Below are 16,115 nucleotides of genomic sequence, written 5' to 3'. Positions count from 1 at the left end.
CTCTTACGTGACAAAGGCTTATGGAGTCTTTTTATGAGTGAAGTCAAGCATTCGCGCCTGATCATCCTGGGCTCCGGCCCCGCGGGCTACACCGCGGCCGTGTATGCCGCGCGCGCCAACCTCAAGCCTCTTGTCATCACCGGCATCCAGCCCGGCGGCCAGCTCACCACCACCACCGAGGTCGACAACTGGCCCGGCGACGTCGAAGGCCTGACCGGTCCCGCCCTGATGCAGCGCATGGAGCAGCACGCCAAGCGTTTCGATACCGAGATCGTCTACGACCACATCCACACCGCCGAGTTGCAGCAGAAGCCCTTCACCCTCAAGGGCGACAGCGGCACCTACACCTGCGACGCATTGATCATCGCCACCGGCGCCTCGGCCCAGTACCTGGGCATGTCCTCGGAAGAGGCCTTCATGGGCAAGGGCGTTTCCGCCTGCGCCACCTGTGACGGCTTCTTCTACCGCAACCAGGTCGTCTGCGTGGTCGGTGGCGGCAACACCGCCGTGGAAGAAGCGCTGTACCTGTCCAACATCGCCAAGGAAGTCCACCTGATCCACCGCCGCGACAAGCTGCGCTCGGAGAAGATCCTTCAGGACAAGCTGTTCGAAAAAGCCAGGAACGGCAACGTGCGCCTGCACTGGAACACCACACTGGACGAAGTCCTGGGCGACGACATGGGCGTGATCGGCGTTCGCCTGAAAGACGCCGAAAGCGGCGAAACCCGCCAACTGGACCTGTCCGGCGTATTTATCGCCATCGGCCACAAGCCCAACACCGACCTGTTCAAGGGCCAGCTGGAGATGCATGACGGTTACCTGAAGATCAAGGGCGGCGCCGAAGGCAACGCGACCCTGACCAGCATCGACGGCGTGTTCGCCGCTGGCGACGTGGCCGACCACGTCTACCGCCAGGCGATCACTTCTGCCGGCGCCGGCTGCATGGCCGCGCTGGACGCTGAAAAGTTCCTCGACGACAACTGATCGGCGCCAGGGGAGGCTCGCCCTCCCCTCCTCCCTATGCTCAAGTGGCTTTCCCGCAGCAATTTCGACTTTCCGCCCCTCGACAAGGCCCTGCGCGAGCCCAACGGCCTGCTCGCGGCCGGCGGCGACCTCAACCCGCAGCGCCTGATCCAGGCCTACCGCCATGGCTGCTTCCCCTGGTTCCAGGACGGGCAACCCATCCTCTGGTGGTCGCCGGACCCACGCACCGTGCTATTCCCCGAAGAACTGCACGTCTCCCGCAGCCTCGCCAAGCTCATCCGCCAGCAGCAGTACCAGGTCACCTTCGACCGGGCGTTCGAGCAGGTCATCCACGGCTGCGCCGGCCCGCGCGATTACGCGGACGGCACCTGGATCACCACACCGATGCAGGATGCCTATTGCCAGCTGCACCGCCTGGGCGTCGCCCATTCGGCCGAAGCCTGGCAAGGCAATGAACTGGTCGGGGGCCTCTACGGCCTGGCCATCGGCCGCCTGTTCTTCGGCGAGTCCATGTTCAGCCGCGCCGACAATGCCTCCAAGGTGGCCTTCGTGACCCTGGTGCAGCGCCTGAAGGCAGCCGGCTTCGTGCTGATCGATTGCCAGATGCCGACGCAGCACTTGCACAGTTTTGGCGCTCGCGCCATTTCCCGCGGCGAATTCGCCAGCTACCTGCACCGTCATCTCGACGAAACACCTTCGCAGGACTGGACTTCGCAAGCGGACCTGCTCAGCCTGTCTTAAACTTGCCTGAGGGACCTCGCAGGGGTTGAAGATGACCGAGCTCGCCCGCCTGAAGTTTTACGCTACACAACCGCATCCATGCAGCTATCTGCCCGAAGAACAGGCCACAACGCTGTTCCTCGACCCCAGCCAGCCCATGGATGCGCAGTTGTACGCCTCGCTGTCAGAGGTTGGCTTCCGGCGCAGCGGCGAACACCTCTACCGGCCGCACTGCCAGCACTGCACCGCCTGCATCCCCGCGCGCATCCCTGCAGCCGGATTCCAGCCGAGCCGCCAGCAGAAGCGCATCATCAAGCGTAACGCCGATCTGGAAGTCATCCGCAAGCGCCCGGCCTTCACCGAGGAGTACTATGCGCTGTACATGCGCTACATCGAGCAGCGCCACGCCGATGGAGACATGTACCCACCCAGCCGCGACCAGTTCGCCACCTTCCTGGTGCGCGACCTGCCGTTCAGCTGTTTCTTCGAGTTCCGCCTGCAGGGCCGCCTGCTCGCCGTCGCCGTGACCGACGTGCTGCCCAACGGTCTTTCAGCCGTCTACACCTTCTACGATCCGGACGAAGAACGTCGCAGCCTGGGACGCTTCGCCATCCTCTGGCAGGTCGGCGAGACCGAGCGACTGGGTCTGCACGCTGTCTATCTCGGGTACTGGATCAAGAACTGCCGCAAGATGAACTACAAGACCCAGTACCGCCCGATCGAACTTTTCGTAAATCAGCGCTGGGTCGCATTGAACTGACCCGAAAACACCCATTGGCGTTGTGGGGCGATTTCAGGCACACTATGTGCCTTTTTTAATGGCCTGAAACACTTCAGGCAATCTTAGATACCGAGGGTTCTACTGCATGTCGAAAGAAGACAGCTTCGAAATGGAAGGCACTGTCGTCGACACCCTGCCCAACACCATGTTCCGCGTGGAGTTGGAAAACGGGCACGTCGTTACCGCGCACATCTCCGGGAAGATGCGCAAGAATTACATCCGCATCCTGACCGGCGACAAAGTTCGCGTTGAACTGACGCCCTACGACCTCTCCAAGGGTCGTATCACCTACCGCGCTCGCTGATAGACGGTAGGTGCCGGTACAAACCGGCACATAGAAAAACGCCCGGCATTGCCGGGCGTTTTTGTTTGGACCTTACTTTTCAACGTCAGGCCGGCTCTGCAGCGATCACCTCGAACTCGAAGGCCAGCTCGCCATCCTTCAGGTCCACATGGGCCACGCCACCGTGCTCGGCCAGCTCGCCGAACAGGATCTCCTCGGCCAATGGCCGCTTGATCTTGTCCTGGATAAGCCGCGCCATCGGGCGAGCACCCATCTGAGGGTCGTAGCCCTTGTCCGCCAGCCAGGCGCGCGCCGAGTCGCTGACCTCGATCTGTACGTGCTTGTCTTCGAGCTGCGCCTGAAGTTCGGTAAGGAACTTGTCGACGATGCTCTTGATGGTCTCGTGACTCAGACGGCCGAACTGGATGATGGTATCCAGGCGGTTGCGGAACTCCGGCGTGAAGCTCTTCTTGATCACTTCCATGGCGTCGCTGGCGTGATCCTGTTGCGTGAAGCCGATGGAGGCCCGCGCCGCGGTTTCCGCGCCTGCGTTGGTGGTCATGATCAGGATGACGTTGCGGAAATCCGCCTTGCGCCCGTTGTTGTCGGTCAGGGTGCCGTGGTCCATCACCTGCAGCAGCAGGTTGAAGACTTCCGGGTGCGCTTTCTCGATCTCATCCAGCAGCAGCACGCAGTGCGGCGTCTTGGTGATTGCCTCGGTCAGCAGGCCGCCCTGGTCGAAACCAACGTAGCCCGGAGGCGCGCCGATCAGGCGGGACACGGTATGCCGCTCCATGTACTCGGACATGTCGAAGCGCACCAGCTCCACACCCAGTGCCTTGGCCAACTGACGAGCCACTTCGGTCTTGCCGACCCCGGTCGGACCGGAGAAGAGGAAGGAGCCGACCGGCTTGTCCGGTGATTTCAGGCCGGCGCGTGAAAGCTTGATTGCCGTGGACAGCGATTCGATCGCCGCCGTCTGGCCGAACACGGTCAGCTTCAGGTCGCGCTCCAGATTACGCAGCAGCTCTTTATCGGAACTGGACACGTGCTTGGGCGGAATCCGCGCGATCTTCGCGACGATATCCTCGACCTGCGGGACTTCGATGCGCTTCACGCGCTTCTCTTCCGGCTGCAGGCGCTGGTAGGCACCCGCCTCGTCGATCACGTCGATGGCCTTGTCCGGCATGTGCCGATCATTGATGTAGCGGGCGGCCAGCTCGGCGGCTGCGCGCAGCGCTTCATCGCTGTACTCGATGTGGTGGTGCTGCTCGAAGCGTGGCTTCAAGCCCTTCAGGATGCCGAAGGTATCCTCGACGGACGGCTCGGTGACGTCGACCTTCTGGAAGCGACGCGCCAGCGCACGATCCTTCTCGAAGATGCCGCGGAATTCCTGGAAGGTGGTGGAGCCGATGCAACGAATCTCACCGGAGGACAGCAGCGGCTTGAGCAGGTTGGAAGCATCCATGACCCCGCCCGACGCCGCACCGGCACCGATGATGGTATGGATCTCGTCGATGAACAACACGGCGTGCGGACGCTTGCGCAGCTCGTTGAGCAGTGCCTTGAAGCGCTTCTCGAAGTCGCCGCGGTACTTGGTGCCCGCCAGTAGCGCGCCCAGGTCCAGGGAGTAGACGACGCTGTCGGACAGAAGGTCCGGCACCTGGCCGTCGACGATGCGCTTGGCCAGGCCTTCGGCGATGGCGGTCTTGCCGACGCCAGCCTCACCCACCAGCAGCGGGTTGTTCTTGCGGCGCCGAGCCAGGATCTGCGCGACGCGCTCGACTTCCGACTCGCGACCGACCAGTGGGTCGATACGCCCCTGGCGCGCCAGGTCGTTCAGGTTGCTGGCATAGGCATCCAGCGGATGACTGGAAGTGGAGGACTCGCCGCCCTCCTCGTCCTGCATCTCCTGCTCGCTGTCCTGATGCTCGGCATGGCCCGGCACCTTGGAGATGCCGTGGGCGATGTAGTTGACCACGTCGATCCGCGCGACGCTCTGCTGCTTGAGCAGGAACACCGCCTGGCTTTCCTGCTCGCTGAAGATGGCGACCAGCACGTTGGCGCCGGTGACTTCGCGCTTGCCGGAACTCTGCACGTGGAATACCGCACGCTGCAGGACGCGCTGGAAGCCCAGGGTTGGCTGGGTTTCGCGATCCTCGTCGTGCTGGGGAATCAGCGGCGTGGTGGAATCGATGAACTCCTGCAGGTCTCGCCGCAGCTTGTCCAGATTCGCACCGCACGCCTTCAGAACCGTCGCGGCAGCTTCATTATCCAGAAGCGCCAACAGCAAGTGCTCAACGGTCATGAACTCATGCCGCTTCGCCCGCGCCTCCTTGAAGGCGAGATTGAGGGTGACTTCGAGCTCTCGATTCAACATGACTTCACCTCGCTCCCAAACATCCGCATCAACCTTCTATCTCAATTTCACACAACAGTGGATGTTGGCTCTCCCTCGCATATTGATTGACCTGCATGGCTTTGGTTTCCGCGACATCGCGGGTAAAGGTCCCGCAGTTCGCCTTGCCCTGGGTATGCACAGTCAACATGACCTTGGTTGCCTGCTCGCGGTTCATGTTGAAGTACAACTCGAGCACCTCAACCACGAAATCCATCGGGGTGTAATCATCGTTGAACATGATGACCCGATACATGGACGGCGCTTTCAGTGCAGGCTTGGCTTCTTCAACCGCCAACCCCGTTCCGTCGTCTTCCAATGGATCCGGGCGGTCCTGATTGAATGTTAGTCGAATCTGGCTACTTGCATGCATGCTGGAATAAAAGCTTTGCGAGTGGGTGAATGAGTGGGCCAGGCGGAGTATGAAACACCTCTCAGGCCCAGACGACGCCGCCTTGACTAACGGCAAAAGGGTGTTACAACCAAAGGATACCCCCCGGAGGGTATCAGGAGTTCCGGACGCCAGTCTTTACAAAAAGGCATAGCGGAATAGTAGTGGATGATACTCCAGCGATGGAGTCCTTTGCAGAGGGATATCAGCATGCTCAGCGGTAAGGTCAAGTGGTTCAACAACGCCAAGGGCTACGGTTTCATCCTGGCTGATGGCCGAGATGAGGACCTGTTTGCTCATTACTCGGCAATCCAGATGGATGGCTACAAGACACTCAAGGCCGGCCAACCCGTCAGTTTCGAGATCCTGCAAGGTCCGAAAGGGTTGCACGCGGTGAACATCCAACCCGTCAACGCCAATGCATCCACCTCATCCGCGCAGACTGCCCCGAGCAGCGAGGTAGAGAACCTCACGGCGGAAGCCTGATTCGTCAAGGATCAGACGAAATGAAAAAGGCCGGCAGCAAGCCGGCCTTTTTCATGGACGGAAACTCACCCGGCTACATCTTGGCGATGATCGCGTCGCCGAACTCGGAGCAGGACAGCAGCTTGGCGCCGTCCATCAGACGCTCGAAGTCGTAGGTGACGGTTTTCGCGGCAATAGCCCCGTTCACGCCGTCGATGATCAGGTCGGCCGCTTCCGGCCAGCCCATGTGGCGCAGCATCATCTCGGCGGAGAGGATCACCGAGCCGGGGTTGACCTTGTCCAGGCCGGCATACTTGGGCGCAGTACCGTGCGTCGCTTCGAACATGGCCACTGAATCGGACAGGTTGGCTCCCGGCGCGATGCCGATACCACCCACTTCCGCCGCCAGGGCGTCGGACAGATAGTCGCCATTCAGGTTGAGGGTGGCGATCACATCGTACTCGGCCGGGCGCAGCAGGATCTGCTGCAGCATGGCGTCGGCGATCACGTCCTTCACCACGATATTCTTGCCGGTAGCGGGATTCTTGAACTGCATCCACGGGCCGCCGTCGAGCAGTTGGGCACCGAACTCGTCGCGGGCAATCTCGTAGCCCCAGTCCTTGAACGCACCCTCGGTGAATTTCATGATGTTGCCCTTGTGGACGATGGTGACCGAGTCACGGTCATTGTCCACGGCGTACTGCAGGGCCTTGCGCACCAGGCGCTTGGTGCCTTCCTGGGAAACCGGCTTGATGCCGATGCCACAGTTCTCGGTGAAGCGGATCTTCTTGACGCCCATTTCCTCGGTGAGGAACTTGATGACCTTCTGGGCTTCGGGGGAGCCGGCCTTCCATTCGACGCCGGCGTAGATGTCTTCGGAGTTCTCACGGAAGATCACCATGTCCACATCGCCGGGCTTCTTCACCGGGCTAGGCACGCCTTCGAACCAACGCACCGGGCGCAGACAGACATAGAGGTCGAGCTGCTGGCGCAGGGCCACGTTCAGGGAGCGGATACCGCCGCCGACCGGCGTGGTCAGTGGGCCCTTGATGGACACGACATAATCGCGAACGGCGTCCAGGGTCTCCTGGGGCAGCCAGGTGTCCTGGTCATAGACCTGGGTGGCTTTCTCGCCAGCGTAGACTTCCATCCATGCGATCTTGCGGTCGCCTTTGTAGGCTTTCTCGACGGCTGCGTCGACGACCTTGATCATGACCGGGCTGATATCCACGCCAATACCATCCCCCTCGATGAAGGGGATGATCGGGTTCTTCGGTACATTCAAGGACATATCGGCGTTGACGGTGATTTTGTCACCGGCCGGCACCTGGATCTTTTGGTATCCCATGCTGAACTCCGCTTTTTGGTTGAAACCCTCTTGCAGCCACTGAGGGTAGCTCACAAGTCGGTAATCGAACCACATCATTCCTTAGTCTAAAAAAGGGACGCGCTTCACCCTGCCTTTAGGGTGGTATACTGGCCGGCATGACTTAATGGTCATCGAGGTCCGAGCAGTCTGGGACCAGACTCTCTCCTCGCAGCGGCGCATGTCCCCACCAGGATTCCGCCGTACAACGCTCTACTGGCGCCCCAATATCCCCGCGGCAAATCTCGAAGGTCGGTCAACCACTTCGTTGAACGCATGCGTGTACCAACGCGATTCGAGACTCTGTGCGCGCCCAGCAAAGAAGAGAGTTAGAACGAGATGTCCATCCGCTCGAAGATCACCTACACCTTCACCGACGAAGCACCCGCCCTTGCCACCTATTCGCTTCTTCCTATCGTAAAAGCCTTTGCCGCTTCCGCCGGCATCGACGTCGAGACCCGCGACATCTCTCTTTCGGGCCGTATCCTGGCCTCCTTCGCTGACAAGCTCGGCGACAAGGCGATCGAAGACGATCTGGCCTACCTGGCCCAACTGGCCACCGACGCCAAAGCCAACATCATCAAGCTGCCGAACATTTCCGCTTCGGTACCGCAGCTCAAGGGCGCCATCGCCGAGCTGCAGAAGCTGGGCTACGCCATTCCGGACTTCCCGGAAGACCCGCAGACCGACGAAGAGAAAGACACCCGCGCTCGCTACGCCAAGGTCCTGGGCAGCGCCGTGAACCCGGTCCTGCGCGAAGGCAACTCCGACCGCCGCGCCCCGGCCGCCGTGAAGGCCTACGCCCGCAAGCACCCCCACAGCATGGGCAAGTGGAGCATGGCTTCGCGCTCCCACGCCGACTACATGCGTGGCGGCGACTTCTTCTCCAGCGAGCAGTCGGTCACCATTCCGAAGGCCGGTGAGGTCCGCATCGAGTTCGTCGGCAAGGACGGCAAGGTCGAGACCAAGAAGACCTTGAAGATGCAGGAAGGCGAAGTCCTCGACAGCATGTTCATGAGCTGCAGCAAACTGCGCGCCTTCTTCGAGAAGACCCTGCAGGACTGCAAGGAAACCGGCGTCATGTGGTCCCTGCACGTCAAGGCCACCATGATGAAGATCTCCCACCCGATCGTCTTCGGCCACGCCGTCACCGTCTACTACAAGGACGTGTTCGAGAAGTACGGCCAGCTGTTCGAAGAGCTGGGCGTGAACCCGAACAACGGCATCTCCAGCGTCTACGACAAGATCAAGTCGCTGCCGGCCTCGCAGCAGGAAGAAATCCTCCACGACATCCACGAGGTGTACAGCCACCGTCCGGAAATGGCGATGGTCGACTCGGTCAAGGGCATCACCAACCTGCACATCCCCAGCGACGTGATCGTCGACGCCTCCATGCCGGCCATGATCCGCAACTCGGGTCAGATGTGGGGCAAGGACGGCAAGCAGAAAGACACCAAAGCGGTGATGCCGGAAAGCACCTACGCCCGTATCTACCAGGAAATGATCAACTTCTGCAAAACCAACGGCGCGTTCGACCCGACCACCATGGGCAGCGTACCGAACGTTGGCCTGATGGCGCAGAAGGCCGAGGAATACGGCTCCCACGACAAGACCTTCGAGCTGGAAGCTGACGGCGTGATGCGCGTCGTCGACGCCGACGGCAAGGTGCTGATGCAGCATGCCGTGCAGGCCGGCGATATCTGGCGCGCCTGCCAGACCAAGGACGCCCCGATCCGCGACTGGGTCAAGCTGGCCGTTACCCGCGCCCGCGCCTCCAACACCCCGGCCATCTTCTGGCTGGACCCGGAGCGCGCCCACGACAACGAGCTGCGCAAGAAGGTCGAGCTGTACCTGAAGGACCATGATCTGACCGGCCTGGACATCAGCATCAAGGGCTACAACGAAGCCATCCGCACCAGCATGGAGCGTCAGCTGCGCGGCCAGGACACCATCTCGGTGACCGGCAACGTCCTGCGCGACTACCTGACCGACCTGTTCCCGATCATGGAACTGGGCACCTCGGCCAAGATGCTCTCCATCGTTCCGCTGATGGCGGGCGGCGGCATGTACGAAACCGGCGCCGGCGGCTCGGCTCCGAAACACGTACAGCAGCTGGTGGAAGAGAACTACCTGCGCTGGGATTCCCTGGGCGAGTTCCTGGCCCTGGCCGTCTCCTTCGAAGAAGAAGGCATCAAGACCGACAACGCCAAGGCCAAGGTACTGGGCAAGACCCTGGACATCGCCACCGGCAAGCTGCTCGACAACAACAAGTCGCCGTCGCGCAAGATCGGTGAGATCGACAACCGCGGCAGCCACTTCTACCTGGCCATGTACTGGGCTCAGGCCCTGGCCGAGCAGAACGACGACGCCGAGCTGAAGGCCCACTTCGCCGGCCTGGCCAAGACCCTGACCGAGAAGGAAGCGGCCATCGTCGCCGAACTGAACGGTGTTCAGGGCAAGCCGGCGGACATCGGCGGCTACTACCGTTCCAACCCGGAGCTGACCAGCCAGGTCATGCGTCCGAGCGCGACCTTCAACGCCGCGATCGACGCACTGGCGTAAGCCACTTCGCGTGACACCAGAACCCCCGGGCCTTCCCGGGGGTTCTGCTTTCTGCGCCCCGCCACGTTAAACTCGCGCCTTTTGAGTATCGAGAACAGACCCATGCGCTGGCTAGCACACGTCACCGTCGCCACTATTGTCGAAGACCAGGGCCGCTTCCTGCTGGTGGAAGAAATGTCCGCTGACAAAAAACAGGTCTTCAACCAGCCGGCCGGCCACCTGGAGGCCAACGAGAGTCTGCTCGAGGCCGCCGTGCGCGAAACCCTTGAGGAGACCGGCTGGGACGTGGAGTTGACCGCCGTCACCGGCATCTACCTGTACACCGCGCCGAGCAACGGCGTGACCTACCAGCGCGTCTGCTTCGCCGCCCGCCCCCTGCGGCATCACTCCGAGCGCGCGCTGGACGACGGCATCCTCGGCGCCCGCTGGCTGACCCGCGACGAACTCGCCGCCCAGCCCGAGCGCTGGCGCAGCCACCTGGTACTGCGCTGCATCGACGATTACCTGGCAGGCGAACGCTTCCCGCTGACCCTGATCCGCACCTGACCCAAGCCCGAGCCTCTGCCGCTCGGCTCTGGTAGAATCCCCGCCTTTACCTGCACCTGTGATGCGCCACCATGTCTGATTCCCTGAAAGCCCCGCAGAACACCCGCGTCATCGTCGGCATGTCCGGCGGCGTGGACTCCTCCGTCTCCGCCCTGCTCCTCAAGGAACAGGGCTACCAGGTGGAAGGCCTGTTCATGAAGAACTGGGAAGAGGACGACGGCACCGAGTACTGCACCGCGATGACCGACCTGGCCGACGCCCAGGCCGTCTGCGACCGCATCGGCATCACGCTGCACACTGCCAACTTCGCCGCGGAATACTGGGACAACGTCTTCGAGCATTTCCTTGAGGAATACAAGGCCGGCCGCACGCCGAACCCGGACATCCTCTGCAACCGCGAGATCAAGTTCAAAGCCTTCCTCGATTACGCCGTCGCCCTGGGCGCCGACCTGATCGCCACCGGCCACTATGTGCGCCGCCGCGACATCGACGGCCGCAGCGAACTGCTCAAGGGCCTGGACCCGAACAAGGACCAGAGCTACTTCCTCCACGCCGTGGGCGGCGAGCAGATCGGCAAGACCCTGTTCCCGGTTGGCGAGCTGGAAAAGCCCGAGGTCCGCGCCATCGCCGAGAAATACGGCCTGGCCACTGCAAAGAAGAAGGACTCCACCGGCATCTGCTTCATTGGCGAACGCCGCTTCAGCGACTTCCTCAAGCAGTACCTGCCGGCCCAGCCGGGCGACATCGAGACCACCGACGGCCAGGTCATCGGCAAGCACGTCGGCCTGATGTACCACACCATCGGCCAGCGCCAGGGCCTGGGCATCGGCGGCCTGAAGAATGCCGATGACAGCCCTTGGTACGTGCTGGAGAAGGACCTGACGCGCAACGTCCTGGTCGTCGGCCAGGGTAACGACCACCCCTGGCTGTTCTCCCGCGCCCTGCACGCCTCGCACATCTATTGGGTCAACCCCGTCGACCTGGACCAGCCCAAGACCCTGCGCGCCAAGGTGCGTTACCGCCAGGCCGACCAGGATTGCGTGCTGGAGCGCACCGAGAGCGGCTATCGCGCCGTCTTCGACGAGCCGCAGCGCGCCGTGACCCCGGGCCAGTCCGTCGTCTTCTATGACGGCGAGATCTGCCTCGGCGGCGGCGTCATCGAATCCGCAGAACCCGCGTTCGCTAAGGACCGTACATGAGCGATCTGCACGACCAGATCATCGCCCTCTCCGGCGTCTTCGAAGCCGCCGCCCTGGTAGACCGCCTCGCCCGCACCGGCCAGGTTCCCGAGGCGCCGCTGGGCTGCATGCTCGGCAGCCTGCTGGTGCGCGACCCGAAGACCACTCTCGACGTTTACGGCGGAGACACCGCCAACCTGCGCGAGGGCTTCCGCGCCCTGGTCAGCGCGCTGGAGCGCGACCCCAACAGCCTGCAGCGCGAACCACTGCGCTACGCCCTGTCGCTGATCGGCCTGGAGCGCCAGCTGAACAAACGCGACGACATGCTCGACATCATGGGCACCCGCCTGGACCAGATCCAGCAGCAGGTGCAGCACTTCGGCCTGGTCCACGAGAACGTCATCGCCTCCTGCGCCGGCCTCTATCAGGACACCCTGAGTACCTTCCGTCAGCGTATCCAGGTGCACGGCGACATGCGCCACCTGCAGATCAATGCCAACGCCGCGCGCATCCGCGCCCTGCTGCTGGCCGGCATCCGTTCCGCGCGCCTGTGGCGACAGCTCGGCGGCAACCGCTGGCAGATGCTGTTTGCCCGAAAGAAAATGCTTAACGAGTTGCGCCCCCTGCTGCGCGGCTGAAGCATGCCCTTCCGGTCGCCGCAAGGGCGACCGGTTCGCGCCATTCGTGTATGATGTGCGCCCTTTTCGTTGACCGACAGCTACGAGAACGCCCCCATGCAGCTTTCCTCCCTTACCGCGGTTTCCCCCGTTGACGGCCGTTACGGCAGCAAAACCAGCGCCCTGCGTCCGATCTTCAGCGAATACGGCCTGATCCGTTTCCGCGTCCTGGTGGAGGTCCGCTGGTTGCAGCGTCTCGCCGCCCATGCCGGCATCCCTGAAGTAGCGCCCTTCTCCGCCGAAGCCAACGCCGTGCTGAACCAGCTCGCCGACGACTTCCAGCTGGAGCACGCACAGCGCATCAAGGACATCGAGCGCACCACCAACCACGACGTCAAGGCCGTGGAATACCTGCTCAAGGAGCAGGCGGCCAAACTGCCGGAACTGGCCAAGGTCAGCGAGTTCATCCACTTCGCCTGCACCTCCGAGGACATCAATAACTTGTCCCACGCCCTGATGCTGCGCGAAGGCCGCGACAGCGTGCTGCTGCCGCTGATGCGCCAGATCGCCGATTCCATCCGTGAGCTGGCGGTAAAATTCGCCGACGTACCGATGCTCTCGCGCACTCACGGCCAGCCGGCCTCCCCGACTACCCTGGGCAAGGAACTGGCCAACGTCGTGTACCGTTTGGAGCGCCAGATCAAACAGGTGGCTTCGGTCGAGCTGCTGGGCAAGATCAACGGCGCCGTGGGCAACTACAACGCCCACCTGTCCGCCTATCCGCAGGTCGACTGGGAAGCCAACGCCCGCGAATTCATCGAGGGCGACCTGGGTCTGAACTGGAACCCCTACACCACCCAGATCGAGCCGCACGACTACATCGCCGAGCTGTTCGATGTCATCGCGCGTTTCAACACCATCCTCATCGACTTCGACCGCGACGTCTGGGGCTACATCTCCCTGGGCTACTTCAAGCAGAAGACCGTCGCCGGCGAGATCGGCTCCTCGACCATGCCGCACAAGGTCAACCCGATCGACTTCGAGAACTCCGAAGGCAACCTGGGCATCGCCAACGCGCTGTTCCAGCACCTGGCCAGCAAGCTGCCGATCTCCCGCTGGCAGCGCGACCTGACCGACTCCACCGTGCTGCGCAACCTGGGCGTCGGTTTCGCCCACAGCGTCATCGCCTACGAAGCCAGCCTGAAAGGCATCGGCAAGCTGGAGCTGAACGCCGCGCGCATCGCCGAAGACCTGGACGCCTGCTGGGAAGTCCTGGCCGAGCCGGTACAGACCGTCATGCGCCGCTACGGCATCGAGAACCCCTACGAGAAGCTCAAGGAGCTGACCCGCGGCAAAGGCATCAGCGCCGAGGCCCTGCAGGTATTCATCGAAGGTCTCGACATGCCGGCCGAAGCCAAGGCCGAGCTGAAGAAACTGACCCCCGCGAACTACATCGGTAACGCTGCCGCCCAGGCCAAGCGCATCTGAGATTCGCCCCGACTTTGCACGCCCGGCTGTGCCGGGCGTTTTTGTTTCAAGGACTTAGACATGAATCCTGCTATTCCTCTTCAGCTTTTGGGCGGCATCAGCGCCGAAGAATTCCTCCGCGACTACTGGCAGAAGAAACCCCTGCTGGTGCGCCAGGCCATCCCGGATTTCAAGAGCCCGCTCGACCCTGACGAACTGGCCGGCCTCGCCCTGGAAGAGATGATCGAGTCGCGCATCGTCGTCGAGCACGGCGACAGCCCCTGGGAACTGCGCCGCGGCCCGTTCCAGGAAGACACCTTCAGCCAGATGCCCGAGCGCGACTGGACCCTGCTGGTGCAGGCTGTCGACCAGTTCATCCCGGAGGTCGCGGAGCTGCTGGAACACTTCAAGTTCCTGCCCAGCTGGCGCATCGACGACGTGATGATCAGCTACGCCGCACCGGGCGGCGGTGTCGGCCCGCACTTCGACAACTACGACGTGTTCCTGCTGCAGGGCCACGGCCACCGCCGCTGGAAAGTCGGCCAGACCTGCGATGCCAGCAGCCCGATGCTGCCGCACGCCGACCTGCGCATCCTCGCCGAATTCGAAGAGAGCGCCGAGTGGGTCCTGGAGCCCGGCGACATGCTCTACCTGCCGCCGCGCATAGCCCACTACGGCATCGCCGAAGACGACTGCATGACCTATTCGGTCGGCTTCCGCGCCCCCAGCGCCGCCGAAGTGCTGACCCACTTCACCGACTTCCTCGCCCAGTTCCTTTCCGACGAAGAGCGTTACAGCGACGCCGGCATGGCCGCGATGAAAGGTGATTTCGACCAGCACCAGATCCAGCGCGACGCCCTCGACCGCCTGAAGAACCTGCTGCAGGAACACATGAGCGACGAGCGCCTGCTGCTCACCTGGTTCGGCCAGTTCATGACCGAACCGCGCTACCCGGAACTGGTGGCCGGCGAGGAGATCGAGGAAGCCGACCTGACCGCCGCCATCGAAGACGGCGAGGTCCTGATTCGCAACCCCAGCGCCCGCATGGCCTGGAGCGAAGTGGACGTCGGCCTGCTGCTGTTCGCCAGCGGCCAGACCGTGGTGCTACCGGAAAAACTGCGCGACCTGCTCAAGCTGGTGTGCTCGGCGGAATCGCTGCACGAAGGGAATCTCGGCCAATGGCTGGCCGACGACGATGGGCGTAAGCTCATCGGAGAACTGATCAAACAGGGCAGTCTGGAGTTTGCCGATGAGTAGCAAGATCAGGGTTCGCGTCGCGGACTGGCAGAAGGATAATGCCGATCTGCGGCGCATTCGCGAGGCGGTGTTCATCGCCGAGCAATCGGTCCCGCCGGAACTCGAATGGGACGCCGAGGATGTCGAAGCCGTGCACTTCCTGGCCTTCGAAGGCGACTACGCCATCGGTACCGCCCGCCTCCTGCCGGACGGGCATATCGGCCGGGTGTCGGTCCTCAAGGACTGGCGCGGACTTAAGGTCGGCGACCTGCTGATGCGCGCCGCCATCGAACAGGCGGAAAGTCAGGGCCTGCAGCGCCAGTTGCTGACGGCACAGGTCTACGCCATTCCCTTCTACGAACGGCTAGGCTTCCAGGTAGCCAGCGGCGAATTCCTCGACGCCGGCCTCCCCCACGTGGACATGGTGCGCGAGAGCGCGTGAGCACCAGCCAGGCAAGCGCCTGAAAGAAGAAAGGAGCGACATGGAAAACGCCCCGGACCAAGACGACCTCCCGGTAGAGTTGCCGGACATCGAGTTTCAGTCACCGGGGCGTTTTGCCGTCCACAACCCGCCCAGCGAAGCGCTGCCGCCCATCGCCCTGGAGCCGGCACCCTTTCGCCTCGGCGAAGGCGATCAGTTGCATCGCTTCAGCAAGCCGGATGCCGCCCGCGCCCACGCCCTGGCGCTGATCCAGCAGGCGCGCCGCACGCTCTATCTCTACACCCCTGACCTGGAGCCCTGGCTGTATCACCACAGCAGCATCCAGGAAGCGTGCACGCAACTGCTGCTGGGCAATCCGCGCAACCGTCTGATGATCCTGGTGCGCGATAGCACCCGCGCCGTGAAGGAAGGCCATCGCCTGCTCAACCTCAGCCGCCGCCTGTCCAGCTACTGCCAGATCCGCCGGATCAATCCCGACTACCCGAGCGAGGAGCACGCCTTCCTCCTCGCCGACAATTGCGGCCTGCTGCTGCGCCCGGAACCAGGCGAGTACGCCGGTTACGCGCACTACAACAACAGCGGTCGCGTCCGCCAATTGATCGCGCAATTCGAACAGACCTGGAACACCAGCGTCCTCGACCCGAACCTGCGGAGTTTCCTGATTTGAGCCTACGCCCAG

16 protein-coding genes are annotated in these 16,115 nt (G+C 62.7%); 13 read left to right on the top strand and 3 right to left on the bottom strand.

Annotated features, from left to right (window positions below; translation table 11 throughout):
• Positions 1-33 precede the first annotated feature (33 nt).
• The 4 genes from trxB to infA all read left to right on the top strand — a co-directional run bounded on the left by trxB (position 34) and on the right by infA (position 2,789).
• A complete protein-coding gene (gene trxB, locus GJV37_RS27265; protein ID WP_084359203.1) occupies positions 34-984 on the top strand; it encodes a thioredoxin-disulfide reductase in 951 nt (316 codons plus the stop codon).
• Positions 985-1,020: 36 nt separating this feature from the next.
• Positions 1,021-1,725: a leucyl/phenylalanyl-tRNA--protein transferase gene (gene aat, locus GJV37_RS27260; RefSeq protein ID WP_193453157.1), complete on the top strand. Its 705-nt coding sequence runs from the start codon at positions 1,021-1,023 to the stop codon at positions 1,723-1,725.
• Positions 1,726-1,756: 31 nt separating this feature from the next.
• On the top strand, positions 1,757-2,464 hold the full coding sequence (locus GJV37_RS27255) for an arginyltransferase (RefSeq protein ID WP_024765142.1): 708 nt from the start codon (positions 1,757-1,759) through the stop codon (positions 2,462-2,464).
• A 106-nt stretch (positions 2,465-2,570) separates the two neighbouring features.
• Entirely contained in the window at positions 2,571-2,789 is a 219-nt protein-coding gene (gene infA / locus GJV37_RS27250) for a translation initiation factor IF-1 (RefSeq protein WP_002553999.1), read from the top strand.
• A gap of 85 nt (positions 2,790-2,874) precedes the next feature.
• Here infA and clpA read toward each other — a convergent pair whose 3' ends face one another.
• Complete coding sequence (clpA, locus tag GJV37_RS27245) at positions 2,875-5,148, bottom strand: ATP-dependent Clp protease ATP-binding subunit ClpA (RefSeq protein WP_038803607.1); 2,274 nt, start codon at positions 5,146-5,148, stop codon at positions 2,875-2,877.
• Between the two features lie 28 nt (positions 5,149-5,176).
• Entirely contained in the window at positions 5,177-5,539 is a 363-nt protein-coding gene (gene clpS, locus GJV37_RS27240; RefSeq protein ID WP_037012443.1) for an ATP-dependent Clp protease adapter ClpS, read from the bottom strand.
• A gap of 228 nt (positions 5,540-5,767) precedes the next feature.
• Here clpS and cspD point away from each other — a divergent pair, with 228 nt between their 5' ends.
• Positions 5,768-6,043: a cold shock domain-containing protein CspD gene (cspD, locus tag GJV37_RS27235; RefSeq protein WP_024765140.1), complete on the top strand. Its 276-nt coding sequence runs from the start codon at positions 5,768-5,770 to the stop codon at positions 6,041-6,043.
• Between the two features lie 73 nt (positions 6,044-6,116).
• On the opposite strand, the gene icd is transcribed toward cspD, so the two are convergent.
• On the bottom strand, positions 6,117-7,370 hold the full coding sequence (icd, locus tag GJV37_RS27230) for an NADP-dependent isocitrate dehydrogenase (RefSeq protein ID WP_024765139.1): 1,254 nt from the start codon (positions 7,368-7,370) through the stop codon (positions 6,117-6,119).
• 357 nt (positions 7,371-7,727) lie between these two features.
• Here icd and GJV37_RS27225 point away from each other — a divergent pair, with 357 nt between their 5' ends.
• The 8 genes from GJV37_RS27225 (at position 7,728) to GJV37_RS27190 (ending at position 16,103) form a co-directional block, all read left to right on the top strand.
• Positions 7,728-9,950 (top strand): NADP-dependent isocitrate dehydrogenase, encoded by a 2,223-nt coding sequence (locus tag GJV37_RS27225; RefSeq protein WP_024765138.1) that lies wholly within the window; start codon positions 7,728-7,730, stop codon positions 9,948-9,950.
• 102 nt (positions 9,951-10,052) lie between these two features.
• Positions 10,053-10,496, top strand: coding sequence for an NUDIX hydrolase (locus tag GJV37_RS27220; protein WP_024765137.1), 444 nt, complete (start codon positions 10,053-10,055; stop codon positions 10,494-10,496).
• 71 nt (positions 10,497-10,567) lie between these two features.
• The gene (gene mnmA, locus GJV37_RS27215; RefSeq protein ID WP_170860100.1) at positions 10,568-11,695 is read left to right on the top strand and encodes a tRNA 2-thiouridine(34) synthase MnmA; all 1,128 of its coding nucleotides are present in this window, start codon (positions 10,568-10,570) and stop codon (positions 11,693-11,695) included.
• The gene (hflD, locus tag GJV37_RS27210; RefSeq protein WP_024765136.1) at positions 11,692-12,312 is read left to right on the top strand and encodes a high frequency lysogenization protein HflD; all 621 of its coding nucleotides are present in this window, start codon (positions 11,692-11,694) and stop codon (positions 12,310-12,312) included. Before mnmA ends, hflD begins: the two co-directional genes overlap by 4 nt.
• A gap of 96 nt (positions 12,313-12,408) precedes the next feature.
• On the top strand, positions 12,409-13,779 hold the full coding sequence (gene purB / locus GJV37_RS27205) for an adenylosuccinate lyase (protein WP_170860101.1): 1,371 nt from the start codon (positions 12,409-12,411) through the stop codon (positions 13,777-13,779).
• A gap of 60 nt (positions 13,780-13,839) precedes the next feature.
• Entirely contained in the window at positions 13,840-15,015 is a 1,176-nt protein-coding gene (locus GJV37_RS27200) for a ribosomal protein uL16 3-hydroxylase (RefSeq protein WP_037012450.1), read from the top strand.
• Positions 15,008-15,436, top strand: a complete 429-nt coding sequence (locus GJV37_RS27195; RefSeq protein ID WP_017517103.1) for a GNAT family N-acetyltransferase — start codon at positions 15,008-15,010, stop codon at positions 15,434-15,436. Before GJV37_RS27200 ends, GJV37_RS27195 begins: the two co-directional genes overlap by 8 nt.
• Before the next feature lie 40 nt (positions 15,437-15,476).
• Complete coding sequence (locus tag GJV37_RS27190; protein ID WP_065085191.1) at positions 15,477-16,103, top strand: DUF7931 domain-containing protein; 627 nt, start codon at positions 15,477-15,479, stop codon at positions 16,101-16,103.
• The last annotated feature ends 12 nt before the right edge of the window (positions 16,104-16,115 follow it).

The sequence above is a fragment of the Pseudomonas nitroreducens genome (assembly GCF_010994165.1).
GTDB lineage: Bacteria > Pseudomonadota > Gammaproteobacteria > Pseudomonadales > Pseudomonadaceae > Pseudomonas > Pseudomonas nitroreducens.
This window is presented reverse-complemented; position numbering and strand designations above follow the sequence as displayed.